Source organism: Paenibacillus sp. FSL H8-0079 (assembly GCF_037991315.1).
Classification (GTDB): Bacteria; Bacillota; Bacilli; order Paenibacillales; family Paenibacillaceae; genus Paenibacillus.
This window is the reverse complement of the sequence record NZ_CP150300.1, coordinates 1,814,977-1,833,234: the sequence shown is the minus strand read 5'-3', so window position 1 is coordinate 1,833,234 and position 18,258 is coordinate 1,814,977. Positions and strand designations below refer to the sequence as shown.

General features: G+C 40.7%; 28 protein-coding genes. 1 reads left to right on the top strand and 27 read right to left on the bottom strand.

What is annotated here, in order from left to right; genetic code table 11:
* Positions 1–91 precede the first annotated feature (91 nt).
* On the bottom strand, positions 92–871 hold the full coding sequence (locus tag MHI06_RS08330) for a hypothetical protein (protein WP_340401156.1): 780 nt from the start codon (positions 869–871) through the stop codon (positions 92–94).
* 107 nt (positions 872–978) lie between these two features.
* Positions 979–1,125, bottom strand: a complete 147-nt coding sequence (locus MHI06_RS08325) for a hypothetical protein (protein WP_169478952.1) — start codon at positions 1,123–1,125, stop codon at positions 979–981.
* Between the two features lie 478 nt (positions 1,126–1,603).
* Between MHI06_RS08325 and MHI06_RS08320 the strand changes: the two genes are divergently transcribed.
* Positions 1,604–3,844 carry a dynamin family protein gene (locus MHI06_RS08320; RefSeq protein WP_340401155.1) on the top strand — a complete coding sequence of 747 codons (2,241 nt, stop codon included), beginning with the start codon at positions 1,604–1,606 and terminating at the stop codon, positions 3,842–3,844.
* 1,344 nt (positions 3,845–5,188) lie between these two features.
* Here the strand turns inward: MHI06_RS08320 and MHI06_RS08315 are convergent.
* The 25 genes from MHI06_RS08315 to MHI06_RS08195 form a co-directional block, all read right to left on the bottom strand.
* Positions 5,189–5,779, bottom strand: a complete 591-nt coding sequence (locus MHI06_RS08315; protein WP_340401154.1) for an HD domain-containing protein — start codon at positions 5,777–5,779, stop codon at positions 5,189–5,191.
* Between the two features lie 23 nt (positions 5,780–5,802).
* A complete protein-coding gene (locus MHI06_RS08310) occupies positions 5,803–6,642 on the bottom strand; it encodes a GNAT family N-acetyltransferase (RefSeq protein ID WP_340401153.1) in 840 nt (279 codons plus the stop codon).
* 54 nt (positions 6,643–6,696) lie between these two features.
* Positions 6,697–7,149, bottom strand: coding sequence for a GNAT family N-acetyltransferase (locus tag MHI06_RS08305; RefSeq protein ID WP_340401152.1), 453 nt, complete (start codon positions 7,147–7,149; stop codon positions 6,697–6,699).
* Between the two features lie 15 nt (positions 7,150–7,164).
* Entirely contained in the window at positions 7,165–8,061 is an 897-nt protein-coding gene (locus MHI06_RS08300; protein WP_340401151.1) for a PhzF family phenazine biosynthesis isomerase, read from the bottom strand.
* Positions 8,054–8,716 carry a Type 1 glutamine amidotransferase-like domain-containing protein gene (locus tag MHI06_RS08295; RefSeq protein WP_340401150.1) on the bottom strand — a complete coding sequence of 221 codons (663 nt, stop codon included), beginning with the start codon at positions 8,714–8,716 and terminating at the stop codon, positions 8,054–8,056. Before MHI06_RS08295 ends, MHI06_RS08300 begins: the two co-directional genes overlap by 8 nt.
* Before the next feature lie 17 nt (positions 8,717–8,733).
* Positions 8,734–9,279, bottom strand: coding sequence for a GNAT family N-acetyltransferase (locus MHI06_RS08290; RefSeq protein ID WP_340401149.1), 546 nt, complete (start codon positions 9,277–9,279; stop codon positions 8,734–8,736).
* 41 nt (positions 9,280–9,320) lie between these two features.
* The gene (locus tag MHI06_RS08285; RefSeq protein ID WP_340401148.1) at positions 9,321–9,695 is read right to left on the bottom strand and encodes a hypothetical protein; all 375 of its coding nucleotides are present in this window, start codon (positions 9,693–9,695) and stop codon (positions 9,321–9,323) included.
* Positions 9,696–9,710: 15 nt separating this feature from the next.
* On the bottom strand, positions 9,711–10,124 hold the full coding sequence (locus tag MHI06_RS08280; protein ID WP_340401147.1) for a GNAT family N-acetyltransferase: 414 nt from the start codon (positions 10,122–10,124) through the stop codon (positions 9,711–9,713).
* A 129-nt stretch (positions 10,125–10,253) separates the two neighbouring features.
* Entirely contained in the window at positions 10,254–10,820 is a 567-nt protein-coding gene (locus tag MHI06_RS08275) for a histidine phosphatase family protein (protein WP_340401146.1), read from the bottom strand.
* A gap of 7 nt (positions 10,821–10,827) precedes the next feature.
* A complete protein-coding gene (locus MHI06_RS08270; protein WP_340401145.1) occupies positions 10,828–11,319 on the bottom strand; it encodes an NUDIX hydrolase in 492 nt (163 codons plus the stop codon).
* Positions 11,316–11,501 carry a hypothetical protein gene (locus MHI06_RS08265; protein WP_264930360.1) on the bottom strand — a complete coding sequence of 62 codons (186 nt, stop codon included), beginning with the start codon at positions 11,499–11,501 and terminating at the stop codon, positions 11,316–11,318. Before MHI06_RS08265 ends, MHI06_RS08270 begins: the two co-directional genes overlap by 4 nt.
* A 15-nt stretch (positions 11,502–11,516) precedes the next feature.
* On the bottom strand, positions 11,517–12,014 hold the full coding sequence (locus tag MHI06_RS08260; protein WP_340401144.1) for a YcxB family protein: 498 nt from the start codon (positions 12,012–12,014) through the stop codon (positions 11,517–11,519).
* A 36-nt stretch (positions 12,015–12,050) separates the two neighbouring features.
* Complete coding sequence (locus MHI06_RS08255; RefSeq protein ID WP_340401143.1) at positions 12,051–12,302, bottom strand: hypothetical protein; 252 nt, start codon at positions 12,300–12,302, stop codon at positions 12,051–12,053.
* A 43-nt stretch (positions 12,303–12,345) separates the two neighbouring features.
* A complete protein-coding gene (locus MHI06_RS08250; protein ID WP_340401142.1) occupies positions 12,346–13,185 on the bottom strand; it encodes an adenylyl-sulfate kinase in 840 nt (279 codons plus the stop codon).
* Between the two features lie 62 nt (positions 13,186–13,247).
* The gene (locus tag MHI06_RS08245; protein ID WP_340401141.1) at positions 13,248–13,709 is read right to left on the bottom strand and encodes a hypothetical protein; all 462 of its coding nucleotides are present in this window, start codon (positions 13,707–13,709) and stop codon (positions 13,248–13,250) included.
* 25 nt (positions 13,710–13,734) lie between these two features.
* A complete protein-coding gene (locus MHI06_RS08240; RefSeq protein WP_340401140.1) occupies positions 13,735–13,902 on the bottom strand; it encodes a hypothetical protein in 168 nt (55 codons plus the stop codon).
* Complete coding sequence (locus MHI06_RS08235; protein ID WP_340401139.1) at positions 13,883–14,131, bottom strand: class I SAM-dependent methyltransferase; 249 nt, start codon at positions 14,129–14,131, stop codon at positions 13,883–13,885. The genes MHI06_RS08240 and MHI06_RS08235 overlap by 20 nt, the downstream gene beginning before the upstream one ends.
* A gap of 261 nt (positions 14,132–14,392) precedes the next feature.
* Positions 14,393–14,740, bottom strand: a complete 348-nt coding sequence (locus MHI06_RS08230; RefSeq protein WP_340401138.1) for a hypothetical protein — start codon at positions 14,738–14,740, stop codon at positions 14,393–14,395.
* A 5-nt stretch (positions 14,741–14,745) separates the two neighbouring features.
* Entirely contained in the window at positions 14,746–15,072 is a 327-nt protein-coding gene (locus MHI06_RS08225; RefSeq protein WP_340401137.1) for a hypothetical protein, read from the bottom strand.
* Positions 15,073–15,167: 95 nt separating this feature from the next.
* Positions 15,168–15,566 carry a hypothetical protein gene (locus MHI06_RS08220; protein WP_340401136.1) on the bottom strand — a complete coding sequence of 133 codons (399 nt, stop codon included), beginning with the start codon at positions 15,564–15,566 and terminating at the stop codon, positions 15,168–15,170.
* Positions 15,567–15,728: 162 nt separating this feature from the next.
* The gene (locus MHI06_RS08215; RefSeq protein WP_340401135.1) at positions 15,729–16,229 is read right to left on the bottom strand and encodes a hypothetical protein; all 501 of its coding nucleotides are present in this window, start codon (positions 16,227–16,229) and stop codon (positions 15,729–15,731) included.
* 26 nt (positions 16,230–16,255) lie between these two features.
* Positions 16,256–16,759 carry a DUF4188 domain-containing protein gene (locus tag MHI06_RS08210; RefSeq protein ID WP_340401134.1) on the bottom strand — a complete coding sequence of 168 codons (504 nt, stop codon included), beginning with the start codon at positions 16,757–16,759 and terminating at the stop codon, positions 16,256–16,258.
* A 134-nt stretch (positions 16,760–16,893) separates the two neighbouring features.
* On the bottom strand, positions 16,894–17,376 hold the full coding sequence (locus MHI06_RS08205) for a GNAT family N-acetyltransferase (protein WP_340401133.1): 483 nt from the start codon (positions 17,374–17,376) through the stop codon (positions 16,894–16,896).
* A gap of 34 nt (positions 17,377–17,410) precedes the next feature.
* Complete coding sequence (locus MHI06_RS08200; RefSeq protein WP_167350839.1) at positions 17,411–17,554, bottom strand: hypothetical protein; 144 nt, start codon at positions 17,552–17,554, stop codon at positions 17,411–17,413.
* A 42-nt stretch (positions 17,555–17,596) separates the two neighbouring features.
* Positions 17,597–18,073, bottom strand: a complete 477-nt coding sequence (locus MHI06_RS08195) for a hypothetical protein (protein WP_340401132.1) — start codon at positions 18,071–18,073, stop codon at positions 17,597–17,599.
* Positions 18,074–18,258 lie beyond the last annotated feature (185 nt).

The following is an 18,258-nucleotide window of genomic DNA, read 5'->3' as shown; positions in this document are numbered from 1 at the left end:
AAGAAACGATATAACTTACTGGTGCAACGTACAGATCTCGCGAATAGTGAGACTTCGCTAGGTTCCACCTTTTTTCACCGTAGATGCGTGATTATCCCTGAATTCTCTCCACTTGCATGCGGTCAAACAGCTGCTCTAGCTCCGTATGATACTCCGGCTGTTCCTTCGCGAGCAGGCTAATATATTCCGAGCCACACTCATAGAATACCAGACGATTGAACGGAGCAGTATCTCCAAAATGGTTACTTTCCTGTCCAAATTTTGCCCGAATCAGATTCTCAACATACCTTGCGTAACCTTCGTTCCACTCCAGCCAGCTCCAGTACTCGGCTTGTTCTTCATTTAATGCACGGAACAACGCCTTTCTAGCTGTTTGCACTTCCGTTAGGTCTTTACTCTTCAAAGCAGACAACAATGAGTTAATCCGCTCCACAACGATTTCATCTTCATACGGAAATTCATAATCCAGTTCCCATGTCACGCGCTTCAGTTGGTCCATTTTGTGCTTAATCTGAAGACGGTTCACGATCCGTTCATCATATTTCTCATATACATAGCAATGAACATATTCATGGAATAGATAGACTTTCTGCTCCAGATCTTTGAACGCTGCATCCGTTACAATCGCACACATTCTTCCGTCCATATGATGCACCGGCATTGCGGCAAGGCATTCATCTGGAATATATAAATCGTCCGGTACTGTCTTCACCCACTCATATTGCTGCGTTTTGAACGAATAATCATAGATATATAATAAAGCTTCATAGGCTACAATCACTGGATAATGTTCTGCAAACAAAGGATGCAGGCTAACCAAGTCTTTCTGAAGCTCGTTTAACTCATTAATTTGCTCTAAAAAAGCCTCCATGTTATTAACCTCTCTTTACTCTAATGATGCGTTAATCATACAAGAATAGAAAAGATAAAACACTGAGAGAAAAATGATAATTCTGTTCGAGTATGAGTTGCTGAACGTTAGAAACGTTCTCCGCGTTTCTCATACAGGTAGATATCCAGTGCCTGAATCCCGCGTCGGGCAAGTTTAATAAACAGGATCAGTGCATATATACCCAGTCCGTACAACAACACATTAATCAACATTAGAAATATCGTAATCATCATTGTTATTCCTCCTATTTGACCCTTTTAAATGTTCACTCCCTATTCTAGCATATTTTTCCTCAGTTAACTTTTTGGGTAGATGTGAGAGTCGCTTAGCGTGCTTATTGGTTGAAAAACGAAAAAATCTCCCAGACCATATGTAATGACTCAATCTAAAAATAGCGGTTGACAGATCCAAATCATTTTATGACTCTGGGACTGTATTTGACTGTGATATTAAAAGCGATTAAAGATCAGATCGTAATCAACCACTAATTATGGTTTTGAGCCATAATAATTCCTAAGTTCGTTCACCACTGAGGACTTGCTTCAATAAAAATCTTCTATTAAAGCTCCCCTCCGCTCTCTACTCAGTTTTAATATTCTTAGCTCTCTTCAATATTAATATGCAATTTCGCATATCCAATATTTACATTTATTGATTGGTGTGGTATAAATATCTTGTTCATAAAATTACCAATTGAAAGGCGTGCCTAAAATGAAGGATTTTGATCTAAAAGCTCTTAGAGAAAAATTAGGTTATACCCAAGTTGAACTTGCTTCTGCTCTACAATGTGGACAAGATTACATTTCCAGAATGGAAAGCAACCCTGGAAACATGTCCCTCGAATTCTTTATGGATCTATGCAGTGTAGTACGTATGCTACCAAACGATGTTTTAAGTAACTTTAAGCTAGAACAACCAAAGGCTCTTGATATCCCTAACGTGTATGCAGAAGAAGCCTTGAAGAAAGAAGCCTTAAAATATTACATAGCTCCAAAAATGGAGGAATTTAGTAAAAATTCTGAATGTCGAACTGCAATAAATAAGATCTCCGAATTAGATGAAATAGTCAACATTTATGGTGCAAAACCTCTCGTAGCTTTACTTGGTCCATCTGATGCAGGAAAAAGTACGATGATCAATAGCCTAACAGGTATCGATGCATTGTTATCACAATGGACACCAACAACCTCATCAACAGTCTACGTAAAACATATTGATGATAAACCAGCCTGGATGGGTGAAAATAATGCTAGTATTTTCAAAGCGGAAGCTCATGACAAAGGCTGGAACTCCAGAAAAATTCACGACATGGAGTATTGTAGGGAACATATTCTACACATTGGGAACTATAATATCTTAGAAAAATACTGCAATAGAACCTCAGACAAATCTCATAAAGACGTGGATTCTGCAGTCGTTTATTTAGATTCGAATATCTTACTGTCTTGCGATATTGTTGATCTTCCAGGCTTTGGAACTGAAGAAATGGACGATACGCTTAAAGCACAAAGAGCTAAAGATGAGGCAGATATTGTTCTGTTCCTATGTCAGAGCAACAGTTTCTTGAATAAGCACTCTGATATATTATTCTTAAAAGACGTAATCCGAACTTTGCCAATCATTAATACGAAAGAAGTACCATTACTTTCAAACCTATTTGTGATTGCATCTCAGGCACATATTGTAGGTCCTGAAAAGATAGCGCAAGTAATAGAAACCAGATCTATGGCATTTTCGGAGCAACTCTCAGACGAGTTAATAAAACAAATTTTCAATATTGATAAAAGAACATTTGTTGAGATATTTACGACAAGATTTTTCCCATACTCTCTTGACACTCCAGTTCTCCGAGAGAAATTTGAAAATACATTTAGAGAATTGCTTGTAAATTCATTGCCGACTATTCAAAAAGCAAGATTAAATAGAGCTATAGAGGATTTCAAAAAAGAATCTCGCACCTTATTTTCAAATGAAATACAAAAATATGAGACCATTTTACGAGACCGTGAAAACTCCAAAAAAGAGTATGAGAAAGCTGTCAGAGAAAAACCTCATAAATTCGACGAAATTAATTCTCTTCGAAACCAACTCATCTCTTTCATTGATAAATCTCATGAAAACAACATACTTGAAATAAAACTCTGGGAAAAGGAAAACATAACCGAAAAGTTTATTGTGGACTTAATTAATGAGAAAAAATACGATAAAAAACAAGCTAAAGAGTATCTTCTTTCTAACATATCTGATCTCTATTATGCGAAAATGCAAGAGATACTAAAAGGTAGTGTTTCAGAATTCAACACGATGTTGACTCAATTTTTTGAGGATGTTGAGAAGAAAGTAAACTCATTAAGTAAGATAACTGTCGGTAACGTCCAAATTCCATTTGATTTTAAAGGTGCACTCGCGGGTGGAATTGCTGGGGCAAGTATACTTGGTGGTTTAGGATTATGGGCGGCTACTGTAGGCAATCTTGGCGGCTATATTCTTGTGGCAAAAGGAGTCAGCTTACTCAGCGCATTAGGAATTTCAGTAGGCGGCACTGCAGCAGCGGCTTCTTTCGTAGCAATGATCGGTGGTCCAATCACTATTGGTATCGCATTAGCATTGGGAGTGTTTGCTATTGCATCTTCTCTCTTCGGGGATGGGTGGAAAAAAAGACTTGCTAAAGTGGTAGTTAAAACATTGGAGAAGGAAAACGTAATTAGTTCCTATTCCGATGCAATTACAAAATTTTGGGATGACAGCAAGACTGGATTAAATGAAGTAGTTGAAGAAATCCTTAATAAAATTGATCTGCACTTAGAGAACCTAAACACAATTATCGAAACCAACAATCCTAAAACTATCGAAGATATGATTGCATTGAACAGGGATTTGGAGGATTTTTTCGGACATCTCCCCTGGGAAGGAAGTGAAAAACCAGTTTTGTCAACTGGAGATGTTAAATAATTTAAGACTCATTTTACGGCATTCCTAATATCATGGGAATGCTTTTTATATTTACAAAATAACCTTTGTCTTCAGGTCTATTCAATAACCGAAATTTGTAATTTAAATAGATTTATATTCCACATAAAGCATGCTTTTGATGTGCATCCCCATTTAATCGGTAATCTCCCCAGTAAAAGCAAGCTAGTAAATCAAACAAACAAAAGTTTCACATGACGTGACAATGGCTCAGCCTGATCAAATAGCTATTTTAGCAGCACAAACACGATCATTGTAAAGAATAGTTGTCCATGAACGGTAATTTCTGGTGTGCAAAGGTCGGGATTACTAAAAGCTACTTGATCCAGCGATAGAAGACTTCTATTTGCTAGCGTGCTTTGTAGATGTTAGCAATTGATTCACCTGTCACTCACATTAAATCTGTAACTACGAGATTTCCTTCCCTCGAAATCACCAAAGATGACCACACGGTGGAGCTTCTTCGAACAGAACTGCGGTATGTCCAGTTGAGAGATATCATATCGCGGATGACAGAAGAGTCTTAGACAACTCGATGTTGTTGTGCACTTGGCTTTTTCAATATCAAACATGATCACGAAGCCGAACCACAAAGGATGCTTATCATGTTTAAACCGATCTAACCGATCCAATTGACAGTATTTTCAATCAATAAAAATAACAAATAAATATTTTCACCCCACCTTTTCCTTAACTTTAAACGGCTGCATGTTTCGATCCTGTAAAGCTACATGCAACTTCATTGCAGTATGTTCTCTATGATAAGGACCAAGGTAAACGTGTTTTTCCAACGATCATGGTCTTAGAGTGAATAAGGAATAATTCTTTGGGGAAGGCAAGTTTCCTCCTAGTTTCCCAGTTACATTTACGGATGAGTAGATGTAAAGCTCCTTAAAAACAGGAATAGTGAACTTAGGGCAAGCCACTATGGGTGGCATAGTCTGCACCGAAGAGATAACTGGACCGCTCTTCACTTGCGGCAGTACACCAATACTGTAAGAAGTTATACACGGTGAATTTCCGAGCCTTGTCTACGTAACCGACCGTTTAGACAACGAGCTCAACTTCTTTCGTTGTCAGTATCTTTCGTAAACGGATTAATCTCAAATATTGGCTGGTTCAGATTAAAATATCGGAGCAGCTCTTCATCATCCAATCCAAGCTATCTGTACGTTTTTGCAGCAGAAGGTGACCTTCCTCATTGAACACGAGTACACATGAGCCCGCCATGATTAGAGGACGCGGGCCTACCAATTTTCTTAGCTCCATGATATATCTCATACATGCTTCTCCCCCATCTTCAAAGTGCATACGTGAAACGTACCCTTATGATTTGGTCAAGATTCCCTGATCCACGGATTTCTGAATAAGCTGCTGCGCATACTCCCACAATGTTTCGGAACCGTTTGCAATCTCACGGTTTCTGTTTAACACCTGTTCACTTGTAATGTTATATTTCTGCCACGTATCTCCCTCATTCTGATGATTGTGGATAAGAGGCTGCAACCGATCAAGAGATGAGGCAAATTGTGCTTCAGGCGTCTGCTTTGCTTCAAACTCTAACCATAACTGGAGTAGTTCTTCAGCCTGTTCCTTAGGCAACATACCAAACAGCCGATAAGCCGCTTTGAGTTCACGATCATATTTATCCGTATTCCCCACCGAATCGTAGGCAAAAGTATCACCGGCATCGATCTCAACCAGATCATGAACGAGAAGCATCTTAATGACTTTGAGGATATCCACATCCTTGTTGGCGTGACTCTGCAAAACCAAGGCCATCATCGCCAGATGCCAGGAATGCTCCGCATCATTTTCAAATCTCTCACCATGGATAATCTTCGTCTTTCGTTCAATCGTTTTGAGTTTATCAATCTCAATGAGAAAGTGAATCTGATCCTGTAACGATTCGCTCACAGCACATCCTCCTTCATACCCATCTACGTGAATAGGTCATACCAGTAGACTCTATAGTTAAAATCCAGTGACATGCCCACACCCTGTGCCAGACGAATTGAGCCCGCATTGTCCGGTGAACAATCCCAATACGGATGTATACCTACACGTCCGCATTCTTCTACAAAAGCTTTTGCCACCATCGCACCATAATTTCTTCTTCTGTATACTTCAACCGTTTCAATATCAACCGCATGTGTCTGATCTGCAGTGAATGCCGAAAAGCAAACACTCGCGATATCATCGTTATGCACTGCAATGTAGCCAAAGCCATGTTGTAAAAAATCATCTATTGTCGTCCAGAAGTGAGAGATTTTATCCTTCAGAAAAGAGGAATTTTTATACCTTTTCTCTCCTAATAGTACTTGTTCTATTCTGAGAATTCTGACTTCCTCGTCCTGAGAAGCACATACGTCGAGAGTTACTTGATAACTTATCGGATTTGGATTCAATTTGAATACATGCTGAATATCACTGGAGATCTCTCTTTTCCCGGAGATGTGCTGAAGAACATCTTCCCAGGCTTCGTCCACCACACCAATTTCCACAGCATGAATATGTAAGTTCAATAACTCAGGTTCAATACGTTCCCGCATGTACTCTTTCAATTCATTGAGAAAGGGTTCACTTCGAGAGTCTCCGATCAACTGAAAACCAGATTGTCCATGTATCCAAATTAGTGCTGCTGTTATATTCTCTGCATCATCTACATAGATCCGTCCCGGGTTCAAGCCATACGCCACCGCTTTGACTTCAATATTCTGACACCAGTCCGTGAGATGTTTTACTTTATGGAATTCATGTTTATTAATCTCAGTAATCATAGGTTCATTCCTCCCGAATTCAAGACAAAGCCCTAAAAGCGTGTATAACCTCTATTAAATCTTATGTTCATAGATTCTCGTCTCTTCATCATCAAGCAGATATCCTTTACCGATATAGGCCCAGTTATTTTTCTCATAATAATCGGTCAGATCAGTACACAAATACAGCTTGTCATACCCTTTAGCTTTCACCTCATTCATTGCATGGGTCTGAAGTTGTCCACCCAGGTTCTGGCCCCGATATTCCGGATCAACATGAAGACACGCAAACCATGGAAAGAGATCCTGCCTGCTATTCAGATCGCTTCGTAACAATGCGTACCCACCAATAATTCGGTCTCCGTCCAGCATCACATAAAATCTTGGCACATCACTCTCTGTATCCAAAGAACGCTCTATACAATCTCGATAGAAATGGAAGCTCGTTTCTGAGCCCCATTGTTTCCAGAAATACTGTACTGCTTCTTGCAGCACGTCCGGCTTCTGCCGAATATCAATAATTTGCAAAATGTTAATCTCCCTTCATACTTTTATATTTTCAACGTTAAGTTCACGGACAAAAACAGCCGTCCCCTTAATTTCGACATCCATATCCTCACCATCCCGAATCACACTCACTTGAACCTTTCCATCTCTACCAATCTCATGCCCTTGTTCTACCACAAACTGTACCTCATCGATCTCCGGTTTCACATAGGTTAAATAATAAGCACCCATCACCCCGGAGGCTGTTCCAGTCACTGGATCTTCCGTCGTACCTGAGTACGGTGAAGAGAAATGTCTCGCATGCATCATCGCATCGGAATCACGGGTTTCGAAACAAAAGGGATGTAGCGAAGCTTTGGGGTTTTCAAGTAAAATACCAGGGAACAGGGAAGAATCCGGTTTCATTTTCATAAAAGAGCTTAGTTCACGAATTGGGATTAATAACGTCCAGGTTCCTGTACTTCCATAAACGATTGGCGTAGAATGGTCGACATCATCCAGAGTGAGGTTTAAGGCGCTTACCAGCTTCTCGATGTCACCCTGGAACGGTACAAACTGCGGCTGATCCTGTTTCATTTCCATGTAAATGGTGTCGGCATTCCGCTCAAATCGTATGGGTAATATGCCTACATTGGTTTCAATCGCGATTAACTCTTTGTCACCCAACATACCACGTGTCTTCATACCATACAGTGATGCCATTGTGGCATGACCGCACAGATTAATCTCATGACCTGGCGTAAAATAACGTAATCTGACGTCAGCTACTTTAGAGTTCAACACAAATACCGTCTCATTAAAACCAACCTTATAAGCGATCTGCTGCATTTCCGTCTCACTTAAATGATCCGCATCAAAAACCACTCCTGCCGGGTTACCTTGGCCGGGAACTGTGGAGAAAGCATCATAATGATAGACCGTAACATCACTCATGATCAGACCCACTCTCTCTGTAATGTACGAGACGTACATTTCCATATAACTCTACATTTTCACAATCAATTACAACCCCGCCACCATCTTGGCACGCATAAACCGCCGTACGATTAACGCGTGTATACTCTCTTAATGAATTCAGAGTGTCTTCCGAACCGTCCCAATGCGGTGCAAACTCAAATTTAACGAGCCCCAGTGCTTTCATATCATCCAAACCCACATCGTTTTCATCTGCATCTTCACCATACCCGGCTATCTCAATCGTAGGTGTCGTCAGAATACTGCCTGCACTGACCCCGATCAAAATGCCGCCACTATTCACATAGGAACGCAGCAAACCAAGTGCATTTCTCTTCTGTAATAAACTTAGAAAATAAAACGTATTTCCGCCGGATAGATGAATCGCATCACATTCGAAAATAGCGCCAAATGTGCTCTCCTTATACTCCAGATCAAGGTCATAATATTGAATGTTATCTATTCCTATTTGATTATAGTAACGTCTAGTATGTTCAAAATACTTCCGCTCCAGGTCGGAACATGAAGGGATATATCCGATGGAAGGCTGTTCACTGTCGAATAAGCTTCGTATTCTCTGATCCAATTTATCGTTAGTTTCAAAAACCAAATCACTTAGCAGAACCAACGTCATCTTATCTCCTCCTGTACCTATGAGACTGGCTTAAACTCTTTATCCAAAATGGAGTAAAAATACTGGTCTGTCCACTGATTATTCCACAATAGTTCTTCAGTGAAGACGGCCTCCCGTGTCATACCCACATGCTGCATAAGTGCGGCTGAGCGAACGTTTTGTGAATTACACATGCCAACCACCTTATGAACTTGTAACTCTTGAAATGCAAATTGTAGCAAAAGTCGGGTAGCTTCACTCCCGTATCCTTTACCTGCATATTCCGAAAGTACAGCGAATCCAAGTTCCCAGCTTTTTCGGTAATCCACATAACTCCACATTTGAACAATACCAAGAGGTGTATCCTCCGGATCATTCAAGCGGCGTATAACGAAATCATAGGCATACGGTTTCTCATCTACGACTGCAAAATGACTGCGGTATTTCTCACGGACCTTCTCCTCATCCGTCTCAACGGTCTCTTCAAAACTCCATATGCTTGTATCACATTCCAGTTGACCTATGAAGTCGAGGTCCTGCTCTGTGACTGTTGTTATTCTTACCTTCTCTCCCACGAATTCCATGTGGATTCATCTCCTTTGGATTATGCAGCGTTCCCATAGGACTACTGCATTTGCCCATTAATATATCTTCTGTGACTTGCAGATGCTTCCTGAACCCACAAATCCAACTCCACTCTACTAACAAAAAATTCATCCTGAATCTTAATGAACGGAAACATTCTCCCATCAAAGAAACCAGACACCGTGAAACTCCCTTGTTCAGCCTTAATAATACTCATCACCTGTTCTTCAGTCATACTCAAATATTCGGCAGTTTCTTGCATCGTCAATAATACTTTATCGTTAGGTACTTCTTGCTCTACTGCATGAGTCAGTTCACTATTTCTCTCCTGAATCGTTAACAATATGCAGCCAATAATAAACGAGATACCCAAAATGATACTGGCTAAAAGTATGGAGAACGGAACAGATTTCATGTAATCCCTCCCTCCTCAAAAACGATATATGTCAGTCCCAACATATTTTTTCTGTAATGTGTAGTAGAAGAGATTGTCTACTAATTCAGTGGACTTCAAAAAGTTCAGCTTATTCAACAAATGTTGCGATTGGACATTTTCCTGCTCCACTGTCGCCTCAATAAAATCAAGATTCATCTCGTTCCATCCGATTTCGATGATTGCGATTAAGGCTTCTTGCATCAACCCCTGCCCCCAATAGGATGGGGATAAATCAAAGCCAATCTCTGCCTTCGATGGTGACTCCTGATTCCAACAGTGAAATCCAGCTGTGCCTATGAACTCACCATCTGATTTATGGAATAGACCATACCTGCAACCCGAATCATCAATGTGGAATTGTATGATTTCTTCTGCTTCTTTTACGTCACGACAAGGCTCAATATCCATAAACCGGGTACATCTGGTTCAGCGAAATGCTCATATACAACCTGTCGATCCGCTAGGGTTAACTCTCTGAGGTACAATCGTTCAGACTCTACATTAGGAAAATAAGTCATGACGGAATCTCCTTAAACATTAAAAGTTCTTGATCGTGTACTGCCCTGCTTCACCAAGAAAATCACTTTTGGTTAACCCTTTTTCTCCGAGTAACATCCTGTAGTTCGATATCGTACCGTCATGTGAAATGATAAACGTATTGCCGCTCTGTTGCCTGCACCATTCAAGAAGCTGTTCAGCTAATTTCTTGAATCGATGTGCATCCATCTGATTAATACTTTCTTTCCAACAATCCAAACCCAATTCAACCATTTTTATGTCACTATACTGATTACTGAGTTCTTCCTTGGAATAGATCTGATCGCAGACGAAAGGAAAGAACTCCGGATTCTGAGGGAACATTCTTGGGCCAACCAGCGGGCTGAACGCAAGATTGGTGTTTGAGGCTAGAAGGAGTGCAGTTTCAATAGTACGTTTCGTTGGACTTACCAAAATGACGTCCTCAGGCGTAAAAACCACTTGTTTACGCAACGCTATGACCTGACTTTTTCCCAATTCAGTGAGGCCGGGGTGCAGGCAATTTAATTGGTTAGGGTAATCTATCAAGTGTTCACCATGACCATGACGAATAAATGTAATATCCATAGAACCTCTATTCCTGAATGAAGTGTTTGATACCTTTTGCATCGGGGAGATTAGTCAGTTCCTTTCTCAAAAACACAGGATATACTTCCATCTGCTCTAGTTCCTCCAAGGAAAACCATCGGAAGATTAGCTTACCGTTGTCTTCTAGACCATTGAACTCAACTTCGCTATATAGCTTATGGGCTTCCGGCAATGTGATGACATAATAAAAACCAACTTCATGATACTTCAGGCCATCATATTCAAAGAAATCTTCACTAACATATGCGAGCCTGTGCGCTTCTACATGAACAGCCAGTTCCTCCATCATCTCTCGCACAATAGCCGCTTCTGTTGTCTCGTTCAATTCTACCCGCCCTCCGGGCAGATTCCAGAAATCATCCTTTTCAGTCGTATGCAAAAGAACTCGTCCTTTATCTATCACAATACCTGCCACACGAAAGTTGAATTTGTTATTATGCTGCTCATACGATATATTTTTATTTTCTGAATTACTCATCTCGCTGACCATCCATCAGACAGTCCATCCATGAATCCCATGATGAATGACGGGATAATGAGTACGAGCAATAAAATCAAACTGGCTATGCCCCATTTAAGCAATGGTTTACGTTTCGTTTTTGCACCGAATACTAACAATAGAGCCGTTACAACGATTAATGCTACTTCAAAAAAAGCCATGAAAATAAACCTCCGTTATGTATTATGATTAGCAGTTTTCATATGTGCTCTAACCTGTTCAGCAAACTGAACTTCTTCCGTCTCAGTTTCAAAAAATCGTTTTGGAATCACATGCGCACTTGCCTTATTAATGAAAATAAAGAAATAGTGTTTTGTCTCACTGAAGCTCTCCAAACCTTTCCATTGTGTTGCACCTGAAGTCATATCATTGCTCCAGCGAATCTCCTGCTCTGAGATTTCTAGCTGATGATCACCCAGTATCCCTTTGCTCTCACTTGCCAATTTCTTAATTTTCTTTTTGGTTCGTATGTAGGTCATACCATTGGCGAATGTACTACAGAGTAGCGCAGCAATAATGGCTTGTACCCATGAAAAATCTAATTGTCTAAATATTATGGCTATAGCTACAGGCAGCACACATACAGCGATCAGCATCCCCTTCCCATACAGTTTAAACATCGCAAATTTGTTCATTTGCCAGTAATCTTCTTCTGTCAGCTGAATATGCATCATGTTACTAACTTCCTCCACTCGTTTTAATCTACCAATCTATTCATAAACCTTGCCCATATACATGATCTGAGCACATCTCTTCCATGGGTTATTCGGCTTCTCGTAATGCAGTAATCCATCCACCGACTCTTGCCCCCACTCGGCTGCCGCTTCCAGAAATGACGCTATCGAATCATTCTGCCATTCATCTGCATGATCTTTCCGATCCTTGCTTAATTGTTGCAGGAAAGCCATAAAGGTCACTTCATCTTCGACTTCATTTACAAGCTCAAATAACGTTTTTTTCATGTTGTTTTGTTCACCTGCTTTCGATAATCCTAGCACCGTATGGTTACTCCAGAATCTTTTCTAATTTGCGCCTTGAAGCCTCGCGGTCATAATCCGAATTGTCCAGCCATACCTTATCCATCTGAAGTAACCCATAGATTTCGGACTCCAACTTCTTTCTTTCCTGCAAAACCCGTACCGTACCCTGAACACCATGATAAACCTGCGCTTGCCCGAATCCCTGATTCGTATAATAATTAATGAAGCCCTCAGACCATTCTTTTGGTCTTTCACTGACCGCCTTATCAAATGTATATGATATATCCTTCTGGTCGATATAGATGAGAAGCGGATTCAGAGCATGAATGATACGCCCCAGTCCCAATACATACTGCACGTTCTGCTCTTTGGATTGATTACATTTGACAAGACCCATGGTCAGTGGATTCTGGATAAAACAACATTCAAATATCGTGATGGAATCATCATTCGTGCTTAACAGGTTTTCAGTGAAATTCTTCCACTTCTCGGTGATCAGTTTAACATTTTGTGCAAAAGAAGTTTCGTAAATATCCCGTCTGAATATATCCTGTAAGACATGGTCGGGAATATCTATTCCCCACTGTTCTTTCATTTTACGGTATGGAATCAGGAAACCTTGATCATAGGCAATCGCATTACTTTCCAGAATCTCTCTGTAATCTTCATACGTACTCAATAAAGCCTCGAATTCTCCAGCATGATAAAAAGCAACGCCTTCGTAATCAGCAGGGTGATCCAGGTTTCCTTCCTGAAATAGTTGTACCCGCTTGCCTTGACCTATCAGGATTTCGGATACCATCTTGGCAATCGTTGACTTACCTGAACCCGGTAATCCTTCAATGAGTACTAATCTCCTAGCCATCATTACATCATCCTTTATTTTGTGTGATGATATGGATCTTCCATCTATCAGCCACTATGCTATTAATCGATATCTGCAAAAATCCATTGCGCGTTATCGCCATCTTCTTTCTTTTTCCAAAACACCATGATATGACTAGCTTCCTCGTCATTCTCTCTTAATTCTGTAATCGTCACGACTCCCTGATAAAGCTTTTTTTGCTCTTGAATAATGATTTCATCCATTGAGATGATCTTTCGGACTTTAGAACCTGCCATGCCTGAGACGGGTGATTCAGGATCAATCAAACTCATATATCCCTTTTCGTCCCTCTCGTATAAATAACGCATTCGGGCATTCATAAGTTTGACGATTTCCAATTCATCCCCTGTATAGTTTGTTTCATCAAGGTACACAGGTGGAATGTCTTCCTTCTCTTGGGAAGTCGGTATTTCTTCATCCTGCTGTGCATCTTCAGTGTTTCCTTTGTTCTGACAGGCCACCAGAAGTAACAATAATAATGAAACTATCATTAACTTCTTCATATTCCATCCTCCGATCAGCAGTCGTCTAATCTTCCAAACCTCCCACGATCATGAGCTGCGTTGGGCGCTGAATTCCGACTGTTTTCAAACGTTTGATGATAGAATTACCTTGTTCTGCAAAAGCCGCATAATCTTCAAACGCCCTGGCCCGTTCCATATACTGTTTGCAGGCATTAGTAACCAATTGTACCATCTGCAAATCCCATGTTACCCGCATCCATCGGCTTAAACTGAATCTTTCCATGGCCCGCATAAGCAGCCTCTGCATGACGTAATGAATCCATATCCGAATCCATTCCGGTAATCTGTTCGATACCACTGAATAGTTCAAGTATGGTAGGAATAAATCTCCCCGATCCCGTGCCTACGTCCAATACCTGCCCTGCCCGATGCGTACTCAAATGTTTCTTCAATTCATCCACGGAACACACCATCCCGGTTATGACTTTACTTGCTTTTATTTTAAAAGAAGAAGACTTCCTATGTATGTAAAATTTTCTCTCAAGGTACATCATAACCCATAATGTGGGATTTGCGAATAAACGAAGTAAACCATCTCTGTTTCTATCGCATTTCTAGCCAAAAACACGCTACTCTGCACGTGTTACTGTTACATCATGCAAAGCGCGTGGATATCAGCAGAACTTTCATCCAACTTTTGTAACCGTCCACAATCTATCTAGCTATCTATTCAATAACATATTGATTATGCCGACCGCTTCAATCTGAATCTCCTTTTCTTCAGTATCCGCAAAACGGTAACTATATGTTGAAAAAATCCCCATATGACGTATATGTCCACCTTTAAAATGAAGCTTCTTTCCCTCACCGTCAATTGTCTGCGTAAACGGCCTGCCTTCATTCACATCATACGAAAAATGGATGTCATGTTCACTTGCGAGCCATGCAACAAAATCTTCTTCGTTTGGATTGGTCATTACTAGAATTACGAGCAGAACAACCAGCACAAAAATGCCCGCTCTTAGTCCCGCACCCCTCTTGCTAACGTGCTGCTTGTGCTCACGCTTCATCCCGATCACCCCGTTTCTTGAACAGAAATCTCTACGTTCTTCGCCAAAACCCAACCATTCAATCCATACGAGGATGAGATCACCATGTACTTGTATTTCTCCTCGATCAGTCGAGTTTGCAATTCGTCATAGGAATCATAGCTGACAGGCCAACCATAGCCTTTTCCCGACTCTAACAACTCGCGATTATAAGGGATAAAATGCTCTATATCCCACTCATCCAAATCCAAAATAATGCTGCCATGCAGCGGTGTATCAAACGCATGGGCCATTACACCAGAGAATATAACATCCATATTTTTCGGTACAGAATGACTCGAACGAGTGCTCATCCTGATCCTTTTGTTCTCTAAATCGACTTCGTAACTTAGTATGATATTGTCATGCAAACTTGGCATAGTACCTCTCCTTCTGGTGTGCTCATATATTAATCACCGTAATATTGTTTATAGTCTGAGACCCATTCCGCTTTGGAAAAATCAACAAAGTCATGCGGCTCGCACTGTCTAAGGTAAAGCAACTCTTCATGCGCCTGTTCCCCGTCTATTTTTTCCAGATAAAATAAAGTCTGATCATATCCCGCACCACATAGTAACTGCACATCAATATAACTACCCGCATCCTGATTCTTTCGTTTGGCTTGCCAGATCAGCGTGGTGTCCTCCACATTTCCGATACAGAACAACATAATGCACAACAATTTCAGAGTTTCGTTATCCTCTGAGTTTCGGTCCTCCATCTCTTGATGAAGCAGCTGTCGGATGGCCTCCCGGTTTACCTCATCAGGCTCCAATTCGTATAACTCCAGCAGTTCTTCCTCGTTCATCCTTGTTCTCCTTACCTACTTGAGAATGTTATTTAACTCTTCCGCTTTTTTCCTGCTATCCATTCTAGCATAAAAATAAAAAGCGATGATGTGCAGCCAATGTTCTCAGACATGATAAAAAGACTACTCACTCATGAGTAGCCCCTATGCATTCATATAACCTTACTCAATCTCCAGATACATCTCCTGATCTTGCAGGATTATCTCATTCATGTGTGCAATAGCTACTTGTGCCACAGTCTGATATGCAGCATATAATGCCTCTGTTCTCTGGAGCAAGATCGGGTCCTTCTCCAGATCCGTTGGCAGTACCTCACGCCACACTTCATCCACTCTGTTTTTGTCCGTGATCAGACTTTCTATCTGGTCCAGTACAGTTACCATTTCATATAAATGAAAAAAGTGCATCCCATTTTTAATTCCATTCCAGCTCTTGATCTCGATGATGTTATATGCCGAAAACCAATAAAACTCTGCCATACTCTTCGTGTGATTGTGATAGGAATAGAACAGAAATAAGGCTTGTTGCCCTTCATGTAACTGTCGGTATATCTCTGTTTTGGCGGTCATATCTCTGCCCCGTACAGAAACAAGCATCGGTTCAATACATAACCAGCTAAGTTGCTTTGAATGTATATCTTCTACTCGCACTCTAGCCTTCAATAACATCCCCCTCTCTGTTCAATGCTTTAAGACTTCTCTGGTGCTTCCACTGCCGGGTCATTCTCTCCGCCCATTCTGCGTCTGGATGTCTCCATTTTCCCTGTCGAAGGCACATGGTCAGACGCTTTAGCTAATCCGAATTTTGGCATGTTGGCGTATATGGTCTCAAAGGAACCTGACTGAGCCTTGTATGTCTCATGATAGATCCCTACGGTTCCATCAGAACCAATGGAACGGTTAAATCTTTTCCAAGCTTCCAAGTGCAGTCCACCTCGTGCGTATTTCTCCAATTCATCGTAAGAGCGCCAGTATTGTAGTAGCGTCACCCCACGCCAGCTTATAAAATACTCTGTACTCAGAAATCCGGTCTCCGGATTCATATACAGTTCTTTAATCATCGGGCCCATGGACTTAAAAACAGGCAGCCATTTATGTATAGCCCACAGACGATTGATCCTCATACCGATGATAAAAACAACAAATTCTCCCTCGATCTGAGCTGAATATCTTCCCTTATGTATGTTCGCCACGTTACCCCTCCTTCTCTTCAAAAACATTCGATTTCATCGGATCTGGACGACCCTTCCTATCCGCTCATAGGCATTCAGGGGAAACTCAAAACTCCACCGTTTGTGATATTCCTTGGATCCACAGCCATCCTTCTTTATGTGATTCTATGATGCAAGATTAACTGGAGACCATGGATGCCCATCTTTCGAACGCCTCTGTCGAGAAAATCCACTTTCAGATATAACTGTTGAGCCGTAATATTTCCTTCATTTACTGCTAAAATAATCTCATTGATCTCCGGATGGAGCTGGCGAACGAATTTAGGCAGTGCCTTCATTGTTTCCTTCGCATACCCGTTTCCTTGGTGTTCCACCGAAATGGATAGTGCGCGCACCAATATCGTATGACATGCATCTTTTTCTTGAGCGTACTCAGAATTTTTATGTAAAATAAAGAACCCAACGGGTTTCTCTTCATGAAGGATAACTATAGGATCTTTGTCCAGATTTTGGATCGCTTCCTCAATCACATCCGCAGGCATTGCAGTAAACTGAATCTGCTCCCCTTTCAGCGAGATATCATTCAAATCTTGATCATATTGCTCATGATAAAGAGCCAAACGAATGGAATTTCCCATTTCCGTACACCTCTCCTTTCATTTGGATTATATTCTAATGAGTCAGGTGGTAAAGCCACGCCCCGATATCTTTACCAAAGGCATAAACCAAATTTAACACAATGATAGATAATAAAAATGCCGCACTCTTAGGATACTTCTTCATCAGATCAGATAGTTCTATTATTGTTTTTTGCATGATAGGGTCTCCTTTTTAAATAAAAATTACAATCGTATTCTTCTACATTGTCACTTCAACCGAATTATAAAAGTTAATGAGATTAGGTGAAGTTGTGAACAAATTCTTGTCGGTAGGTGCGTCACTAAGATGTACATACAATCCGAATTCCTTGATATATTCTGCAAAATCCGGCTCTTCTTCATTGGAAATGGTTATCGTGTATACCTGCTCATCCAATGTAGGGAAACTCCATTTGGCCCACGCGAGCTCGCTTAGTCTCACTTCAGCTGAAAGCTTAGCTACTGCATATTGTCCTTCGACTTCGATTAATTCAGCGATAGAATACGTTCTTTTGCTGGACTCCGTGAAAACCAACTGACGATCTTCGTTTCCTATACTAATCTGTGCTACTGGACCAGTCATATGATATGACTTAACATATTGCATAATGGCTTCTTGGGCAGTATCGTACTTTTTCAAACGTTGGATCGGATCAATCTCTTTACTTGGTGAACTACATCCAGCGACTATAATCAACAGCAAAATACATATGTAAAACGTCCTTTTGATTTGTGTTCACGCTCCTTGTTATTATGTTTGTTTCTCTGCCATTAAAATTCTTACGATACTTGTCATGTTTTTGAATTTCATTCTGTTATTCTTCTGTTGGTAGTCCCACCCATGTTTTATTGCATATTGAATAAGGTTGGATATCAGTTTAG

Bases quoted from the DNA above. Each gene is read 5' to 3' on its own strand.
- MHI06_RS08330 (WP_340401156.1), bottom strand. From the start codon at position 871: ATGGAGGCTTTTTTAGAGCAAATTAATGAGTTAAACGAGCTTCAGAAA.
- MHI06_RS08265 (WP_264930360.1), bottom strand. From the start codon at position 11,501: ATGGCTTTTTTTGAAGTAGCATTAATCGTTGTAACGGCTCTATTGTTA.
- MHI06_RS08290 (WP_340401149.1), bottom strand. From the start codon at position 9,279: ATGGAATTCGTGGGAGAGAAGGTAAGAATAACAACAGTCACAGAGCAG.
- MHI06_RS08285 (WP_340401148.1), bottom strand. From the start codon at position 9,695: ATGAAATCTGTTCCGTTCTCCATACTTTTAGCCAGTATCATTTTGGGT.
- MHI06_RS08275 (WP_340401146.1), bottom strand. From the start codon at position 10,820: ATGGATATTACATTTATTCGTCATGGTCATGGTGAACACTTGATAGAT.
- MHI06_RS08220 (WP_340401136.1), bottom strand. From the start codon at position 15,566: ATGAACGAGGAAGAACTGCTGGAGTTATACGAATTGGAGCCTGATGAG.
- MHI06_RS08280 (WP_340401147.1), bottom strand. From the start codon at position 10,124: ATGGATATTGAGCCTTGTCGTGACGTAAAAGAAGCAGAAGAAATCATA.
- MHI06_RS08310 (WP_340401153.1), bottom strand. From the start codon at position 6,642: ATGATTACTGAGATTAATAAACATGAATTCCATAAAGTAAAACATCTC.
- MHI06_RS08200 (WP_167350839.1), bottom strand. From the start codon at position 17,554: ATGCAAAAAACAATAATAGAACTATCTGATCTGATGAAGAAGTATCCT.
- MHI06_RS08295 (WP_340401150.1), bottom strand. From the start codon at position 8,716: ATGACGTTGGTTCTGCTAAGTGATTTGGTTTTTGAAACTAACGATAAA.
- MHI06_RS08205 (WP_340401133.1), bottom strand. From the start codon at position 17,376: ATGGGAAATTCCATTCGTTTGGCTCTTTATCATGAGCAATATGATCAA.
- MHI06_RS08250 (WP_340401142.1), bottom strand. From the start codon at position 13,185: ATGGCTAGGAGATTAGTACTCATTGAAGGATTACCGGGTTCAGGTAAG.
- MHI06_RS08300 (WP_340401151.1), bottom strand. From the start codon at position 8,061: ATGAGTGATGTTACGGTCTATCATTATGATGCTTTCTCCACAGTTCCC.
- MHI06_RS08230 (WP_340401138.1), bottom strand. From the start codon at position 14,740: ATGAAGCGTGAGCACAAGCAGCACGTTAGCAAGAGGGGTGCGGGACTA.
- MHI06_RS08320 (WP_340401155.1), top strand. From the start codon at position 1,604: ATGAAGGATTTTGATCTAAAAGCTCTTAGAGAAAAATTAGGTTATACC.
- MHI06_RS08325 (WP_169478952.1), bottom strand. From the start codon at position 1,125: ATGATGATTACGATATTTCTAATGTTGATTAATGTGTTGTTGTACGGA.
- MHI06_RS08270 (WP_340401145.1), bottom strand. From the start codon at position 11,319: ATGAGTAATTCAGAAAATAAAAATATATCGTATGAGCAGCATAATAAC.
- MHI06_RS08240 (WP_340401140.1), bottom strand. From the start codon at position 13,902: ATGGTACAATTGGTTACTAATGCCTGCAAACAGTATATGGAACGGGCC.
- MHI06_RS08255 (WP_340401143.1), bottom strand. From the start codon at position 12,302: ATGAAAAAAACGTTATTTGAGCTTGTAAATGAAGTCGAAGATGAAGTG.
- MHI06_RS08225 (WP_340401137.1), bottom strand. From the start codon at position 15,072: ATGAGCACTCGTTCGAGTCATTCTGTACCGAAAAATATGGATGTTATA.
- MHI06_RS08245 (WP_340401141.1), bottom strand. From the start codon at position 13,709: ATGAAGAAGTTAATGATAGTTTCATTATTATTGTTACTTCTGGTGGCC.
- MHI06_RS08260 (WP_340401144.1), bottom strand. From the start codon at position 12,014: ATGATGCATATTCAGCTGACAGAAGAAGATTACTGGCAAATGAACAAA.